Raw genomic sequence first — 16,163 nt, forward strand, 5'->3', positions numbered from 1 at the left:
ATTTTTATAATAATAAGTCGAATTTTCATTATTTTCTTATTTTTAAGCGGACACATCTACTTGTTTTTTCGCCATATGTTGCTTTACTCCAACTAATACAACTAACAATAACCCTCCGCCTATTGTCATCATAACAATGCTAGTTGGCAACATATCTAATAGTAGTCCATATACAATCATACCAAGTGGTGCGATTGCAGTCGCAATTGTTTCAAGCAGGCCAAACACACGCCCTAGGTAGCTCGGATCTGTCGTTTTTTGCATATGTACTTGCATTGGAATGTTTACAATCATAATTGCTATACCAGTTAACATCATAAAAGCAATATAGTAAATAAAACTTGCTACTTTTGGAATGATAACTAACAACGGAAAGACTGTACATAAACTTAAACCTGCAAACAAAAACAGTCCAGTATAAATAGAACGAAACGGAGTATTCACTTCTTTACGCACTGATAAAGCAATCGCTCCCATTAGCATCCCGACTGCTAACATTCCTTCTACAGTACCGAGTTGCTTTGAAGATAAATGCAATGTATGGACGATAATGTAAGGAAGTGCAACTGTTAGACCACACGCAAAAAAGTTTACCCACAATGCTATTTTCATTAAACCATATATTTCATGTTGTCTTTTTACATATAAAAAACCTTCTTTTATACTCGTCAAGAAATGCTCTGTACTCTCAGCCACTTCTTTTTTATATAAATCAAATACGATAAATAATTGCAAAATAACCGCTAAAAAGAACGTAATACTATTTAATAGGAAAAACGATTTAATTGAAAAGAAACCATATACAACTCCGCCAATAATCGGTCCTAAAATATTTGATAAAGAAGCCGCCGTTTGATTTAAAGCACTCGCTTTTTGAATACGTCCTTCATCTACTAAACTCGGAATAGACGAAGTTAATGCAACAGAATAAAAACTTGCACAAATTGATAATAATGCTGCTGAAATATAAATAAAAAGAAGTGATGGTCCAAATATAGTAGCAAGAATAAACATACTAAGCATTGTTAAGCTACTTAATAAATCAGTACCAATGACAAGCCATTTTCGATTCACACGGTCTGCTACAGCACCAGCAATTGGGCCACAGATCATCCTTGGAAGTGATCCGCAAACGAGCGTAGTTGCAAACCCCATCCCTGAACCAGTAGTCTTTAATACATATAACCCCATTGCGAACGTATAAATACCTGCGCCTAATAAAGACGTCATTTTTCCAATCATCATTAAAATGATATTTCTCGTTGCAATCTTCATTCTTGAATCATGTTGTCCTATACTTATATCTTCCATTTTTGACTCTCTCCCCTTAAAAGTTAAATTGTGTTAAACTTATTATATAATCAACTTTCCAATTTTCACAACAAAAAGTTAAATACAATTAAACTTTTTAAATATAAAGGAGCAACAATATGGCAACTCTCGGCGAAAAAATTAAAGCATTACGAAAAGAAAAAAAGCTTACGCAAACAGCACTGGCAGGTTCGGAACTGACAAAAAGTATGCTTAGTCAAATTGAAAATGGAAAAGCTACACCTTCTATGAAAACATTACAATATATTGCGGAAAAACTTGAATGTGAAACGAGCTTTTTATTAGAAGAAGATGAAGGAGAAATTGTAGAACTCATTCAAAAAATGGAGCAACTAATAAAGGCAAATAAATGCGATGAAGTATACAAGACTTTACTACCTATCGTTCAAACAGAGCTACCTTCTACTTTAAATACAGCTCGCTTATATAAACAGTTCCTAACAGGAGCAACTATTATGAACGATTATCATATTGAATATTACGTTGAAACTGCTGTTTCTATATTTGAAAAATATACTTTATATCGAGAAAGCACTGAAACGAAACTACTGTTTTACTATATGCTCTTCAAACATAAAAAATATAAAGAATGTTTACAGATGATTGCTACAATTCGTGATGAATATAAAGCGAAGAATTTAGAAATGGATCTCATTACACATATACAATTATACTTAAAAGAAGCCATTATTTTACTCGCATACGGCAATTATGAAAAATGTGAAAAAGTCATTTTAGATGCACTTGCATTTTCAAAAAAACATCAAGTGTATTATAAAACAGATGAATTTTATCGCATTTTATCTTACCAAAAAGTCATTACAGCTGATAAAGAACAGTATTTATATTACATAAAAAAATCGGAGCAATTTGCCATTTTTACAGAAGATATTCTATCCATTGCGATTATTGATATTTTAAAAGCTTACTACTACAACACAATTACTAATGAATATACAATCGCATTAGAACATCTAGAACAATTCCGAGAAAAACTAAAAGATGAACCAATCTTTCAAGACGATGGATTATATTATCTTGAAAAAGGAAAATCTTTGTATGGCTTAAAACGTTATAAGGAAGCTTTGGCAATATTAAAACACGCTACCATACCAGATTATATGAGTCATCCACTTGATCAATCGTGGGTATTAACAGCTGGGTCTTATCGTGCCCTGTGTCATATAAAACTTCAAGATAAACCAGCTGCTCTGAAAGAAGCAAAAGAAGCAGTTCAAACGATAGATGGTTATCCTGATTCCATCTTTTCTTCATTTATTAAAGAAACATTACAAATAATACAAAAACTTTAAGAATGTCTCTAAATGGTATATTATTCCTCTTTTTTAGCAAAGATAATAATGATGGGAGGAATATAAATGAATATACAACGTGCAAAAGAGCTTTCTATGTCAGCAGAACAAGCCAATGTCAATTTTCAAGGCATGCCTGTTATGATTCAACACGTCGATGAAAGCAATGAAACCGCCCGCATATATGAAGTAAAAAACCCAGGACGCGAATTAACTGTTCCAGTTAATAGCTTAGAGGAAATATAAGAAATGCCACTTCTCTTTTGAAGTGGCATTTTTCTTCTTTCAGATTACTTATTATAAATTTCTTCAACTCTTTATTTTACATGAGCTGAAAAAATAAGAATTTTCTACTTCTTTTCTCTTTGTGACCTGCTAAAATACAAACTATGGATTAATTATTCGTACTATACATTAAGGAGGAAAAATAATGGCATCTAATTTAGAAAAAAACCAGCCTTATTATGCAGTTATATTCACTTCTAATTTATCAAATAATACAACTGACTATAATACCGTTGCCGAAGAAATGGAGAAACTTGCAAAGCAACAACCTGGATTTTTAGGTGTAGAAAGTGCACGAGGTAATTCTGGACTCGGAATAACAATTTCTTATTGGGAATCACTTGATGCGATTGAAAATTGGAAGAAGAACACCTTACATAAAGAAGCGAAAAAAAGAGGTCGTGAGCAATGGTATGACAACTTCCACCTGCGTATTTGTCTTGTTGAGAAAGAAATTAAGTTTCATAGAGGTACTTTATAACTATGAAGGAAAAATTAGCTCTCGTTATTGTTCATGAAATATATGGTGTGAACGACCATATGCATCACGTTACCCAGCACTTTACTTCATCTCATATAGATGTATTCTGTCCTAATCTGCTACAATCGCAACCTGCATTTCATTATATTGATGAAGAAAAAGCATATCATTTTTTTATGAATCATATTGGATTTGAAGATGGAAAAAAGCAAATTGAAACATTCATTACTCATCTTTCTAGTCGTTACACACATATTGGACTTATCGGCTTTAGTGTTGGAGCTACCATCTCATGGCTATGTAGTAACAATCCGAAAATAGATTTTATTATCGGATGCTACGGTTCCCGTATACGTGACTATGTTCACATAAAGCCTACATGCGCTACACTACTTATATTCCCTGAAAAAGAAGCTAGTTTTTCAGTATCCGCTTTCATTCAAACATTGCAGCAACAGAATAACCCTTTATTAGAAATAAAACAACTACACGGTGAACATGGATTTCTAAATCCGTACACTGAAAAATATAACGGGCACTCTACAAAACAAGCATATAATGTAATAGATTCATTTCTTGTAAAAAACACTCTTATATAGGAGATGTAAATGACACTTACATTACTCTTACTTATTTTCATATTCATTGCCTTTTTCTCAGTGCTAACTATTATTTTCGTAACCGTAAAAAAGGGGGAGTTTTCCAAACGGCCCTACTTACAATCTATTATCGTTTGCATTTTTTTTTACAAATTGGATTTTATATTTATCAACTTTTTATGCGTTACTTCCCGAGAAAATTAGTGAGTTCCTATTCCTACCCATTTGGTTTTTCCTTTGTATTTTAGGTTTTATAACTTTCTTGCGCGAATGGAGAAATAATCGTGTATTTTCCATATGTATCGTTCTTCTTTCCTTTATTAGTTTTTTATTTGGGTTATTGTTGTTAGTTCTTTTGGGGATGTAATAGAAGAAGGAAGAAAAGCCAACTTTCAACTTTTCTTCCTTCTATGTTTACCTTTAGTTTTCACTGTCACTGATTCACAAGGTGTATAATATATTTGAGGTGTCGCCTTATCAACAAACATCATAAACGTAACGAAACCGATAATAAAGAAAATAAACAACGTTAACAAAATTGCTCCTATCGTTAAAAGTATCATAACACCACCCCTATATTTTCATGTTATTACACCTTTCGCTATTATATGAGCGTAATCCTTTTTAGAAAAAGAAACGTAACAAAATAATCACAACCACTCCTGTTAATACTGTACCTAATAAACTACGAGTATATATGGCTACAAGAAATGTTGGAATTGCTGCGATCAGGTAATCCCATTGCACCGTCTCATGCATAAATAATACTTGTGCTAAAAGTGCTGCTAATATTGCAATTGGTATGTAATTTAACCATTTTAAACCCCAGTCTGGAATTTGTAGTTTGCTAAATACGAGTAGAGGTAAAATACGTGGCACGAGTGTAACAGCTCCTGCTGCTAGTAAAAGTAATAATACATCTAATCTCATTTCCATTTTTCAATCACCACTCCAATCGTCGCAGCTAGTAAGGTTGCGATAATAACCGCTATACTATCTGGCATAAATAGGTGTGAAACGTATGCAAGTATAATCGCTACAATTGCAACACTTAAATGAATTGCTAGCTTTGGTTTACTACTTATGAGCTGAAGTACAAATAATCCGATAAACATCGCTGGTAATGCATAATCCATCCCGTATGTATGTGGATCTGGTATCCACTCACCAAACAGACCACCAATAATGGTAGCAAGAATCCAGTTTAAATAAGCCGTTACATTTAGCCCAATCATCCATCTTTCGCCTAAATATCCTTTTTGCGCTGCATGCTGCACTGCGACGCCGAACGTTTCATCTGTAATTTGCGAACCAATAATGACGTTTTTTAATAGAGGTAGTTTCGTAAAGTACGGTGCGAGGGCAGCACTCATTAATAAATGGCGTAAATTAACAAAAAACACAGTAAAAATAATTGCGGAAGCAGGAGCACCGGCTGCATACATACCAGCTAATATAAATTGGGCAGAACCTGCATAAATTAAAGTCGACATAAATGCAATTTCAATGATAGAAAAACCTGCTGTTTTTGCAATTACACCAGCTGCTATACCGATGCTCAAATAACCAAATACAGTTGGTAAACAATCTTTTACTCCTTGCTGAAATGTATCGTCACTCTGCAAAGCTACATGTGCCTGAGCTTTACTCATCTCTATCATCCTCCATTCCTTCTAAAGTTCGTTTTCCTGTTACGACATGAACTAAATCTATATTTTCACGCCATAACGTATCTAACTTATCAGCTCCAAATTCCTTTGTGATTTCTTCAACCATAATATCGTGCCGCACATACTCTGTAGCAACGAGAACTAGCGCTGGGTCATACGTTGTAACGGCCCATGAAGTGCTATCATTTGAGAAGTTCGCAATTAATACTTCCTCTCCATCACGAGCAATAACAGTTAAATGACCACCCATTCTCTTTTCAACAACGTGGGGCGTCATATAATTATGATGAAACGTCGCTCCTATTTTTGTTTCTGGAGCTCCAAATAAGATTGAAAATATATGTACGCCTTCCTCTTCCTTTTGATGAATGTATGGTTCAATTTCATGCACTTGTTCTTCCCATACAGAAACCCATAACTCTTCCTTAGCTCTACTAATTATATTGCATATTTCTTTCAAAACACGATCATTTGAACGAATATGCGAAATTACATCTATTTGTCGCTCTTGTTCTAAACAATTTAATTTCTCATCTAAAAATTCAAAGGACTTTTCAAAGTCTTTTCGCATTCGATTCATTAATTCGGTAGCTGGTACTGGTACATATTTAACTGGTTCAGAAGGTACAATATGCACTGCTCCTTTATCCATTAACTTACCGAGTACCTCGTAAATCATAGAACGAGGTACTCCTGTTTGTTTACTCACTTCATAGCCCGTTACTGGGGAATGTTTTAGTAGTCCAATATACGCTTTACATTCATACTGAGAAAATCCTAACTTTTGTAACTCCTTTATAATTTCATCCATCGGTAACCCCTCACAATCTAAATCGCCCTTACTTCAAAACGACGATTTTGCTTCCCTTTACTTTTTACTTTATCAATAACAAGTGTTCCTATTTCACTCGTATTTTTCACATGTGTGCCTCCACAAGCTTGTTCGTCTAAATTTTCAATTGTAACAATGCGGATTTCTTGGATGGTAGTTGGCAGGAGATTTATTGCTGTTTTAATCATTCCTACAGCATTTTCTGCTTCTTCGCGGCTCATATAACGAGTGGAAATTTCTTTATTTTGCTTAATAAGTTTATTCACTTCCTCAACAATTTCTTCTACTTCCACGCTCGATAACTCTTGTAACTCATTAAAATCGATACGTGCTTTATCAGGATAAATTTGATTTCCGGTGCATAGAGCTCCATACTTTTCATAAACGACAGCTCCGATAAGATGCAGTAAAGAGTGATGACGCATTAAATTATGACGTCTTTCCCAATTCATCTCTAATTTAACTGGACCTAACTTTACTTGTGCTTCATCTTTTATATAGTGAACTATTTCCCCTTGCTCCTTCTTTACTTTTTCAACTTCAAATACAGACCCATCTTGTACAATGACACCCGTATCACATTCCTGTCCTCCACCAGTTGGATAAAAAATTGTTTCTTTTACAAATACTTTATTCCCTTCTACTCTTATCACTTCTGTTTCGCAACTCGTTTTGTATGCATCTTCTAAATATAATGCCGTTGCCATACTCTCACCTCTTTAGTAGTTATAGTTATACCTACTAATATAAAAAAGAAGCTCCATAAAGTCAATTGATAATTCTGATATTTAAAATTAATAAAAGACTCCTTTATTAGGAGTCCACTATCTCAATATTTCATTCGCTTCTTTTTCATAAATTTTATCAAATGACGTCATAACACGCTGTGATGCTTGAATCATCTTTTGATCTGTCATAAGATCTGCCATCTCTTTCGTCATATCTACATTTGAATTTTCTAGCATATGATTTTTTACTATTCCTGTTCCGTTCGGTAAATTAGCAATGTTTCCTTCTGCTAGTGTAAAGCTTTTGTTTTCACGTTGCACGAGACGTGCATTCGTTTCTGCATCTACTGTTTTTGTTTGCAAACGAGCAATATTATTTTGTGTTACTTCATCATATAATGTACCATCTGCTTGTACAGCAACCTTTGCTCCTTCTGGAATACGAATACGCTCATTATTAACATCCATCACATAAGCACCTGAAGATGTTTGTAAATAACGATCACTATTTAATGTGAAACTACCATCTCTCGTTAAAAACGTTTCATCATTTTTAGAAGTAACGAAAAATGATGTTGTGCCGGCCGCGCCGTCATCTAAAAAGAAATCTGTAGCGCTATTTGTCATTTGTATATTTCCTTGTACTAAATTCACATGCGTTGCAGCTGGTACTACAGCGTAATCGACCGAACCGATATTTGTTACCGCCCCATCTCCGCGGCGATATGTGTCTTGTACATCAAATACTTTAGACGTCATATTTTCTGCTTTAAATCCTGTCGTTTGAGCATTTGCAACGTTATTCGAATGAACATTAATGCGCTGCATGTAATTCATCATGCCCATAGAACCTATATAAAGACCGTTCATATTCGTTTGAATAAGGCAAGCGCCTTATTCTTCACCTCTTTTCTACGATGTTTGTAACATTTGTTTTGCTAAATGTTCAGCTGTAGCGATATGTATATTTTTCTTTATATCTTGGCCATCTGTCATTAATACAATAGGAGCTGATGATACTGCTGGAATTTTCAACAATTCGCCACTACTTGCTGTTTCATCAAATTTCGTAAACACAATACCATCTATATGAATATCTTTAAAGTTTGTAATAATTTCAATCATATCTTTACTTTTCATCGAAGCTGATAACGTTAAACAAATATAATCTGGTTCTACTTGTCCCATCGTTTCAATCATTTCTTCCACTGTTTCTGACGTACGATAATTTTTTCCTGCTGTATCAATTAAAATATAATCTACGCGTGCTTCTTCTTTAAAATACGTAAGCGCTCTTGTCATGGCAGCTTCATCACGCACAGCAATTACTTCCGATCCAATTGTCTTTACGTTATCTTGCAATTGCTGCACTGTCCCTATGCGCGAATGATCGGTCGTTATAAAACCAACTGTTTTTTTCTTACCGTGAAATTGCCATGCCATTTTCGCCAGTGTCGTCGTTTTACCAACGCCAGTTGGACCGATTAATGCAATTGTTTGTACTTCTTTTTCAAAGACGTTTTCCGTATTGAAATGAGATTTCATATCTTCCAATATGTACCTGATAACTTCTTCTTCCGTAATCATCGTTGCATTTTCAAACTTTATTTTTAACTTTTCAGCATATGCATGAATGAAATATTGTTCCACATCGTTTTGTTCTAGCATCCGAATTACTTTTTGAATAATAAACGGTACAGATTCTTGGTTTTCTTTCTTTGTAACCACTTCTTCTTTTTTTAGTGGAACGACTTGTTTCACAACTTTTTTCTTTTTCGTTACTTCCGTTTCTTTCGTCTGTTTCACCACGACAATTCCTTTTTCAAACAGCTTTAATAGTTTCTCTTTTTTTCTTGCCCATTCTTCACTATTTCCTGTTTGCATCGCCGCATATGACATAGGAGTCGTTACGTTTTCTAAATTGTGCAGTACTGATTGAATTCCATTCGCCTTCACAATTTGTTCTGAAGGATCATTCACAACATCCATTAACTGTTCATGAAATTGAGCTGTACCTTCATTCACTTCTTCCTGTTTTTCTTCTGGAAAAGCAACTAACATTTCATAATCCTTTTTCCAAAAAAACGGTATATTTCGTTTTACACTTTCATCAACAACGTAATAATAATCTGTACCATATTGGTCAAATAACTTTCGATACAATTCATTTTTCGAAGCTGCTTTTATTCGCATTAACGCTTCTTTCTTTTCTGTACTTTCCATTACTTCACCCCCTACTATTCAATATAGGCAATTTGATCCACAACAATTTCTGGTGCTAATTCGCTAATACAAAGTACTTGTGCTTCCACTTGATAACGTTCTAGCAGTCTTACAATCGCAAATCTAAAATCTTTTCTACGTGTTAATAACACTGGTTCTCTTCCCATTAAACGTGCTTGTTTAAAGACGCGCTGCACTTGCTCAACGACACGTGTTTCTAAATCTAAATCCCAGTTTAATAAGTAACCTTGATATGAATTATTCACAACATCCGCATCTAACTCAATTGAATCAGAGAAGAGCGCTGCATATATTTTTCCGTCTGGATTTTTCGCATTTTCACAAATAACTTTTGAAATACATTCACGAACAAATGATGTCACACCATCAACGTGGTTTTGATAAATTTCTTTGCCGTCAATAATACCTTCAATAATTGTTGGTAAATCACGAATAGAAATACCTTCTTTTAGAAGTTGTTTAATAACATTTTGAACGAGTGATAGATCAATTTCTTTCTTCTTAATCTCTTCTAATAGAACGCCATTATCATTTTCAAGCGAGTTAATTAAGTCTTTTACATGTTGGCGCTGAATTAATTCGTGAAGATTACGTCTAACGACAACATCTAAATGTGTAATTAATATGCTAAGTGGCTCTAACACTTGATAGCCTTTCATTTGTGCATCTTGCACCATATGCTCTAAAATCCAATATCCATCTTCACCGAAAATTGGATCTTTCGCTGGCTCTGCATCTAAATCAGCCATTACGTTTGGTGTTTTCAGTGCTAATAAATAACCTGATTTTAAAACACCTTCAGCCGCCTTCGCACCTTTAATTCGAATAATGTAACGTCCGCGTGGTCTAAAGCTCGTATTATCTTTAAAGTTAATTCCAGGAACATTAATACCAAGGTCAGTAATAATCGACTTCCTCATAAGAACAACTTTATCACGCGCTGTTTCCCCGTTAATTTTCTGCTTTACAAGTGCTGCTAAATCTAAACCGAGTTCTACTATAATTGGATATTTATCCGTAAATACTCCAAATGAATCTTCCACTTGTTGTAGTTGCTCATCTTCGCCTTGGATCATTTCTATTTCTTTTTGAAGCTCGTCTTCTTTTTCTTTCTTTATTCGATTTTTATTACGAATACCTAAGAAGATAATTGTTCCGCCAACGAGTGCAAATGGTAGAAACGGTAGCGGAGTAAAAATACCCATTGCGATAAATAAACCACCGAGCGCATATACAACGACTTCATGCGCTAATAACTCTTTAAAGATACCTTCTGTTACTGTATCCGGTGAACCGTCAAATACACGAGTTACGATAATACCTGTTGAAATTGCAAGCATTAACGAACCGATTTGGTTTACGATTCCGTCACCGACAGTTAACTGTGTATAATGAAGAGCTGCATCCGCAAAGCTCATCCCTTGCTGCATCATTCCGACAATTAAGCCGAAAATAATGTTTACGAATAAAATGACAATCCCGAAAATAACGTCCCCTTTAATGAACTTTCCGGCACCATCCATCGCCCCGTAAAACTCTGTTTCCATATTTAATTTTTTTCGTTTTGCTTGTGCATCTTTTTCTGAAATAATACGCTGGTTTAAATCAGCATCGATAGACATTTGTTTCCCTGGTAAAGAATCAAGTGTAAAACGAGCTGCTACTTCAGCTGTACGAGACGCACCGTTTGCAACAATAAACTGGAATATGATTAATACTGTAAAAATAACGATACCAATTAATAAGTTTCCGCCAATTACGAACTGGCCGAACTCTTCAATAACATGACCTGCATTTCCATCTGTCAAAATCGCTCGCGTCGTCGAAACGTTAATCGATACGCGGAAAATCCCGATTAATAACAACATCGTCGGAAATGACTTTAATTCATCCCACTCGTTAATACTTGTCGCTCGCATATAAATAAGTACTGACATACTTAGTAGAAAAACGATAATGATATCAAGTATAAATGGTGGAAGTGGAATTAAGAGCGCCACTACGAATGACGCTGCTAAAAAGATAGAAAAATAGGTTCTTGCAGAATCTATCTTAAACAAAGAGATCTCCTCCAAACGCGCTATTATACTTCAAGTTCGTTCGTCTGAATTAAATAGCGCATAACTTCAATTACAGCTACGTATAAATCTTCTGGAATCGTCTCATCTTCCTCGACTTGATAATATAAAGAACGAGCAAGTGGACGGTTTTCCACCATTGGTATTTCTTGTTCACGGGCAAGCGTTCGTATATATAATGCGAGCTCATCTTCCCCTTTTGCAACGACAATTGGTGCTGCATCAACGTGTTTATTGTAACGAAGTACGACCGAAATATGAGTCGGGTTGTTTACAATAAACGTTGCGCCATCCATCTTCTTCGCAATTGTTCCTTGCAAGATTGCATGCATAAAGTTTTTTCGTTTCCCTTTAACTTGCGGGTCCCCTTCATTATCTTTATGCTCTTGTTTCACTTCTTCTTTTTTCATCTTAATATCTTGCTCGTACTCCCATTTTTGATAAATGAAATCAATAATAGAAAGAACGATTAAAATAATTAAAATTGCTAAGAAAATAAATTTAATTTCCCTAATAATTTCAGTAAGTGATGCAGTCCAGTTAAATCCAATCATACTGACAATTTTCTCTAAATTCTTTTTAAAGAGAACGTAAGCGACGTAACCGATTAATCCCATATAAAACAGTGATTTCAAAATATCTACTAAACTTTTACGACTAAACAGTCTCGTAAAATAGTTTTTCGGATTAATACGTGACGCTTTCGGTTTAATGACTTTAGAAGAAAATAGGAAGCCGACTTGAATCATATAATTGAATAAATGAAAAGCGTATACGAGTATTAATATCGGAGCTGATACTTTCAGTAATAAAATCCCCATTAAATAAAAATACTCGGTTGAATCTGTATTTTTTCCAATTTGATCAAACAGCACCGCTACGGAATTTGCAATCTCATACCCTAGCCAATCTCCGAAGAAATAAACGACAACTGCTAATACGAGAATGGAAAATAAATTATTTAAATCTTTACTCCGGGCAATATTCCCTTCTTCACGCGATTTTTTACGCTTCTGCGGGGTGGCCTTTTCTGTTTTATTATCCTTTGCCATGCGCGTCCCCCTACTTCGTTAAGAAAAAGTTAAATAGTTTCGTATATTCTTCAAGTAATACATCCGTCATATTTTTAAACACATAACCGAGCATCGGTACACTCATCGCAATAAACAAAATACCACATGTAATTTTAATTACGTATGCATTCATAAAAACGTTTAATTGCGGAGCGTTTTTTGCAATTAAAATTAGAACAAAGTTAATGATGAATAAACTTCCCATAAGCGGAAGAGCAATTTCAACCGCTGATGTGATCGCAAATAATAGCGTTGCGAGTAGACTATCTAAGAAACTAGTCGTCAGCAATTTTGAAATCGCCTCTGTATATTGAAACGACTTTAAAATCGTGGCAACGAAATAATTAATGCCGCCAAGTGAAATAAAAATAATGAGAAAAAATATATCAAAAATGGTTGATAGTAAAGTAGACTGTGAGCCCGCATTTACATCAAACAAACTTGCTTGTGATAAACCGATATCAAAGTCTAAAATATGCCCGGCCATTTTCGGAATGTTCCACAGCATTTCTACAATTTTTGAAAGTGATAATCCAATTACAATTTGCGTTCCTGCATAAGCTGCAACGTCCCAAACTGTCTTGATGTGAGAGACATCCACTTGATCAGCCACTGTAATTGAAAGAGCAAGTCCAACAGTAACCTTCGCCATTGCTGGAATGGATCGGCCTGAGAAAAACGGTAAAAAATATAAAAATGAAGTAATGCGACAAAACGCAAAAAACGTTGCCGCCCATAATTCCATATTCATTTCAGTTCACCTATCTTAGTACGAACGCAATAGCGATGGGATTTTATCAAATAAATCTAAAATAAGCATCGTTAACTCTTGGAACATCCACGGACCTAAAATGATAATAACGAGCACAATACTCGCCATTTTCGGTAAAAACGTCAGCGTTTGCTCTTGAATTTGCATCATTGCCATAATAACCGCGATAATAATAACGACAATCAGACTTACAACGGCAATCGGCATTAAAATCATAACCCCTTTATAAAAAAAGGTTTGGAAAATATCTATAATTGGTGACGTATTCATTTATATGACTCCTATCACATAGCATCAAACGCTTCAGGCGACCGTCTTAAACATAATATCGACAATTTTTGTATATCCACCTAAATATACGAAAACGAGTATTTTAAACGGTAAACTTAAAATCATCGGCGGTACCATCATCATCCCGAGGTACATTAAAAGTGTACTAATAATCAAATCTATAAATACAAACGCTAAATAAATGAACATCCCTGTTAGTAAACCTTTTTGAATTTGCGTTAACGTAAAGGATGGTACAAGTGTAAATAAGGAAAGATCTTTCAAATCTTTCGGCAACTCTTCTCCGCGTACTTTCAGCATCATTTTCAAATCATGCTTATACGTATGCTTTGACATATATTCTTTCATAATAGGAGCTGTCGTTTCCGCAGCTTGGCTTACTGTTATTTTCTCTTTCGTCATCGGATCCCACACATCGCTCTTCAGTTGCCCGAGTACAGGCTGCATCGTAAAGAGTGATAAAAATAATGCAAGTCCAACAAGCACTTGGTTTGGTGGTAAATTCATTACCCCAAGTCCTTGACGTGTAATCCCAAGAACGATCATAAAATAAGTAAAATGTGTAAATAATAGAACGATAGAAGAAGATAATGATAAAAGGGTAACGAGCGCAAATAGTTGTACACTTGAATTACTCGTAAACTCTTTTCCATTTTCGAAATTAATAAAACCGTTCGGGGCCGCATACGCTGGATTTACAAAAATAATTGAAAAAACGATAGAAAATACGAAAATAACGGCTAATAATGATAACTGTTTCTTTATTCTCATGATGGATCCTCTACTTTTTTCGTTTCAGTCTTCACCGCGTCTTCTAGTGCTTGTTGAAACTGATTTCCTGTTCCGGTTAATTGCACAGACTGCACACCGTTATTACTAATAACAGTGAACACTTGCTTTCCGTCCACTTCAAATAAAAAGGCACTCGTTTGATGATTTAAATACACGCCGTCTTTTACTTGAATATGGCCATTTTCACCCTGCTTAAAAAACTGCTGTTTGCGCGTCTTTTTCGTCATATAATATGCACCGTAACCGAGCGCACCAAACAGTAAAACGACTTGAAATAAGGTCGTCATATACGACATATGACTCCTCCTCTACTCTTTATCTTGCATTTGACTTTGGGCTTTCATAAGCGCCGCTTGTTTCTTATCAGCTTCAATTTCAGAAATGATAATACCGAATTTCTCGTCCATTACGATTGCTTCACCGATGCCGACTTTCATATTACTTAAATACACATCTACTTTATGTCCTAAGTTTTTCTCTACTTCCAGAACATCGCCAACTTTTAACTGCTTTACATCACCAAGTGTAATAGATGACTTTCCAAGCTTTACACCGAGTTCAATCGAAATATCTGAAACAGTATCAATATGTGCTTTACCTGCTTCATTTCGCTTTCCTGCAAAATCTTCTAATCCCATTAATGACACGGGAGATACTTCATGCTTCATATGGATCCTCCTACTCTACAAAACTTTTAAATAGGAGCGCCTTACGCGTTCCATCTTTTCCAATAAAACAATTAAATTTATGCTTTCCATCTACATAACCAAGTAATTCATCCGAAACTTTCGTATGAAGCGGAATAATATCGCCTTCTTCAATTTGTTCAATCTCACTCATTGTCATTTTCTGCTCACCAATTGCAACGTGAACAGGTTTGTACACTTGATTTACTTTCACTTCCACTTCAGACGTATACTTTTTACGTTTATCTGAAGAATGTTCGACAATATTTTCAGACGTTAACTTATCCATAATTTCTTCAACAGATAAGAATGGAATTCCGATACGCACCGTCGTATTCCAAAAATCTGTTTTCATATTTACGTTAAGTAATGAAATAATATCGCTCGCTGTCGTAATCTTTAGTGCATTCGGATCTGTTTCTGTCGTTACAAATTTCGGTTCAATCGCAACAACACTTTCAAATGATTGCTCTAAATTTTTACAAAGAAGCAAGAATATATTATCAAGCGTTAAAAACTCAAACGCTGTTAACGGTCTGCGCATCGTAAAGTTACGCTTACTATCTCCGCCAAGCCAACATTCATGAATATAAATAACGAATGCTAAATCAATCTCAATAACAATTTCTCCAAGCTCTGGTAAACCGAGATCAATTACGCAATATAAATAATAATCTTTCGGCATTTTCTCCACATATTCACTCGTAAATGGAACTTGCTCAACTGTTGAAGGCTCTAGTTCAATTGGAATACGCATACGCGCTGATAACGTCTGTGACGTCTGTTTTCCAAAAGTAGAAGCAATCGCTTGCAAACTACGTAAATGCTCAACACCGAACTTCTCTGGTCTATTAAAATCATACTCTTGAAATTTCTCTTGCTTTCCTGCTTCTTGTGCGAAAGCTGGCATTTCCTCGCCTTCATTTACCGCCTTCAGCAGGGCATCAATTTGCTCTTGGCTTAATTTTTCGCCACTCATGACAATCC

At 35.1% G+C, this 16,163-nt stretch carries 20 protein-coding genes and 1 pseudogene; 5 read left to right on the plus strand and 16 right to left on the minus strand.

Annotated features, from left to right (window positions below):
• Positions 1-42: 42 nt before the first annotated feature.
• Positions 43-1,311, minus strand: coding sequence for an MFS transporter (locus HMAS_RS15765; RefSeq protein ID WP_000389503.1), 1,269 nt, complete (start codon positions 1,309-1,311; stop codon positions 43-45).
• 119 nt (positions 1,312-1,430) lie between these two features.
• Here HMAS_RS15765 and HMAS_RS15770 point away from each other — a divergent pair, with 119 nt between their 5' ends.
• The 5 genes and pseudogenes from HMAS_RS15770 to HMAS_RS15790 all read left to right on the plus strand — a co-directional run bounded on the left by HMAS_RS15770 (position 1,431) and on the right by HMAS_RS15790 (position 4,377).
• Complete coding sequence (locus HMAS_RS15770) at positions 1,431-2,645, plus strand: helix-turn-helix domain-containing protein (protein ID WP_044306856.1); 1,215 nt, start codon at positions 1,431-1,433, stop codon at positions 2,643-2,645.
• Positions 2,646-2,711: 66 nt separating this feature from the next.
• Positions 2,712-2,891 (plus strand): H-type small acid-soluble spore protein, encoded by a 180-nt coding sequence (locus tag HMAS_RS15775; RefSeq protein WP_001025737.1) that lies wholly within the window; start codon positions 2,712-2,714, stop codon positions 2,889-2,891.
• Positions 2,892-3,075: 184 nt separating this feature from the next.
• Positions 3,076-3,411 carry an antibiotic biosynthesis monooxygenase family protein gene (locus tag HMAS_RS15780; RefSeq protein ID WP_044306855.1) on the plus strand — a complete coding sequence of 112 codons (336 nt, stop codon included), beginning with the start codon at positions 3,076-3,078 and terminating at the stop codon, positions 3,409-3,411.
• A 2-nt stretch (positions 3,412-3,413) separates the two neighbouring features.
• The gene (locus HMAS_RS15785; protein ID WP_044306854.1) at positions 3,414-4,010 is read left to right on the plus strand and encodes a dienelactone hydrolase family protein; all 597 of its coding nucleotides are present in this window, start codon (positions 3,414-3,416) and stop codon (positions 4,008-4,010) included.
• A 9-nt stretch (positions 4,011-4,019) separates the two neighbouring features.
• A pseudogene (locus HMAS_RS15790) lies at positions 4,020-4,377 on the plus strand (hypothetical protein).
• Between the two features lie 25 nt (positions 4,378-4,402).
• On the opposite strand, the gene HMAS_RS15795 reads toward HMAS_RS15790, so the two are convergent.
• The 15 genes from HMAS_RS15795 to fliM all read right to left on the minus strand — a co-directional run bounded on the left by HMAS_RS15795 (position 4,403) and on the right by fliM (position 16,155).
• Positions 4,403-4,573: a DUF3951 domain-containing protein gene (locus HMAS_RS15795; RefSeq protein WP_000602244.1), complete on the minus strand. Its 171-nt coding sequence runs from the start codon at positions 4,571-4,573 to the stop codon at positions 4,403-4,405.
• A gap of 61 nt (positions 4,574-4,634) precedes the next feature.
• On the minus strand, positions 4,635-4,946 hold the full coding sequence (locus tag HMAS_RS15800) for an AzlD domain-containing protein (protein WP_000425946.1): 312 nt from the start codon (positions 4,944-4,946) through the stop codon (positions 4,635-4,637).
• Positions 4,937-5,662, minus strand: coding sequence for an AzlC family ABC transporter permease (locus tag HMAS_RS15805; protein WP_048558355.1), 726 nt, complete (start codon positions 5,660-5,662; stop codon positions 4,937-4,939). Before HMAS_RS15805 ends, HMAS_RS15800 begins: the two co-directional genes overlap by 10 nt.
• Positions 5,655-6,491, minus strand: coding sequence for a TrmB family transcriptional regulator (locus HMAS_RS15810; protein WP_000343362.1), 837 nt, complete (start codon positions 6,489-6,491; stop codon positions 5,655-5,657). Before HMAS_RS15810 ends, HMAS_RS15805 begins: the two co-directional genes overlap by 8 nt.
• Positions 6,492-6,508: 17 nt before the next feature.
• Positions 6,509-7,219: an alanyl-tRNA editing protein gene (locus HMAS_RS15815; RefSeq protein WP_116344919.1), complete on the minus strand. Its 711-nt coding sequence runs from the start codon at positions 7,217-7,219 to the stop codon at positions 6,509-6,511.
• 117 nt (positions 7,220-7,336) lie between these two features.
• A complete protein-coding gene (locus tag HMAS_RS15820; protein ID WP_001013938.1) occupies positions 7,337-8,110 on the minus strand; it encodes a flagellar basal-body rod protein FlgG in 774 nt (257 codons plus the stop codon).
• Between the two features lie 42 nt (positions 8,111-8,152).
• A complete protein-coding gene (flhF, locus tag HMAS_RS15825) occupies positions 8,153-9,463 on the minus strand; it encodes a flagellar biosynthesis protein FlhF (protein WP_000446166.1) in 1,311 nt (436 codons plus the stop codon).
• Between the two features lie 14 nt (positions 9,464-9,477).
• Positions 9,478-11,544 carry a flagellar biosynthesis protein FlhA gene (flhA, locus tag HMAS_RS15830; protein ID WP_000472534.1) on the minus strand — a complete coding sequence of 689 codons (2,067 nt, stop codon included), beginning with the start codon at positions 11,542-11,544 and terminating at the stop codon, positions 9,478-9,480.
• Positions 11,545-11,567: 23 nt separating this feature from the next.
• Complete coding sequence (flhB, locus tag HMAS_RS15835) at positions 11,568-12,614, minus strand: flagellar type III secretion system protein FlhB (RefSeq protein WP_001030111.1); 1,047 nt, start codon at positions 12,612-12,614, stop codon at positions 11,568-11,570.
• A gap of 10 nt (positions 12,615-12,624) precedes the next feature.
• Complete coding sequence (locus tag HMAS_RS15840) at positions 12,625-13,386, minus strand: flagellar biosynthetic protein FliR (RefSeq protein ID WP_001055718.1); 762 nt, start codon at positions 13,384-13,386, stop codon at positions 12,625-12,627.
• A 15-nt stretch (positions 13,387-13,401) separates the two neighbouring features.
• Positions 13,402-13,677 (minus strand): flagellar biosynthetic protein FliQ, encoded by a 276-nt coding sequence (locus tag HMAS_RS15845; protein WP_001098080.1) that lies wholly within the window; start codon positions 13,675-13,677, stop codon positions 13,402-13,404.
• Positions 13,678-13,710: 33 nt separating this feature from the next.
• The gene (locus HMAS_RS15850; protein ID WP_001220582.1) at positions 13,711-14,469 is read right to left on the minus strand and encodes a flagellar type III secretion system pore protein FliP; all 759 of its coding nucleotides are present in this window, start codon (positions 14,467-14,469) and stop codon (positions 13,711-13,713) included.
• On the minus strand, positions 14,466-14,786 hold the full coding sequence (locus tag HMAS_RS15855) for a hypothetical protein (protein WP_000121178.1): 321 nt from the start codon (positions 14,784-14,786) through the stop codon (positions 14,466-14,468). The genes HMAS_RS15850 and HMAS_RS15855 overlap by 4 nt, the downstream gene beginning before the upstream one ends.
• 12 nt (positions 14,787-14,798) lie before the next feature.
• Positions 14,799-15,158, minus strand: a complete 360-nt coding sequence (gene fliN, locus HMAS_RS15860; protein WP_000680010.1) for a flagellar motor switch protein FliN — start codon at positions 15,156-15,158, stop codon at positions 14,799-14,801.
• Positions 15,159-15,168: 10 nt separating this feature from the next.
• Positions 15,169-16,155, minus strand: coding sequence for a flagellar motor switch protein FliM (gene fliM / locus HMAS_RS15865; RefSeq protein ID WP_000012360.1), 987 nt, complete (start codon positions 16,153-16,155; stop codon positions 15,169-15,171).
• Between the last annotated feature and the right edge of the window lie 8 nt (positions 16,156-16,163).

The sequence above is a fragment of the Bacillus sp. HMA207 genome (assembly GCF_003402455.1).
Taxonomy (GTDB): domain Bacteria; phylum Bacillota; class Bacilli; order Bacillales; family Bacillaceae_G; genus Bacillus_A; species Bacillus_A cereus.